This is a genomic window from Nocardia sienata NBRC 100364 (assembly GCF_001613205.1).
GTDB lineage: Bacteria > Actinomycetota > Actinomycetes > Mycobacteriales > Mycobacteriaceae > Nocardia > Nocardia sienata.
Map to the genome: position 1 here is coordinate 1 of NZ_BDBX01000129.1, position 698 is coordinate 698.

Here is a 698-nt window from a genome sequence, read left to right on the forward strand (position 1 = left end):
TTTTACCGTCGGCCCCGACCATGACCTCTCCGTCCCGATTCGGCCGCGTGCAGGCCAATAATCCGGCGAGTTCTTCCTCGCGTGCCCCGTCGAATACGGGTGTCGCGAGATTCGTATCCGCTGCCGCCGAGAGCAACTCGTCGGGCAGGCGTTGCGCCCACTCCGGGCGCGTGCCGTCGGTGAGCCGAACCTCCCAGCCGGTCTTGCCGATCCAGCCGAGGTGGGTTTCCAGGATCTGCCCGATGTTCATACGACGCGGCACACCATGGGTGTTCAAGATGATGTCCACCGGCGTGCCGTCCGGCATGAACGGCATATCCTCGGTGGGGAGGATCTTGCCGATCACACCCTTGTTACCGTGCCGGCCCGCGAGCTTGTCACCGTCCTGGATCTTGCGCTTCTGCGCCACATACACCCGGACCAGCTCGTTCACACCGGGAGGCAGATCATCGTCGTCCTCACGCGAGAACACCCGGATACCGATCACCTTGCCCGACTCACCATGAGGCACCTTCAGCGAGGTATCACGCACCTCACGCGCCTTCTCACCGAAAATCGCCCGCAGCAACCGCTCCTCGGGGGTCAGCTCGGTTTCACCCTTCGGCGTGACCTTGCCGACCAGGATGTCACCATCACGCACCTCGGCACCGATCCGCACGATGCCCCGCTCGTCGAGATCGGCGAGGACCTCGTCGGAA

1 pseudogene is annotated in these 698 nt (G+C 64.0%); it reads right to left on the reverse strand.

The features are described 5' to 3' along the window. A pseudogene (locus tag NS4_RS31045) lies at window positions 1–698 on the reverse strand (DNA-directed RNA polymerase subunit beta); the annotation flags it as partial.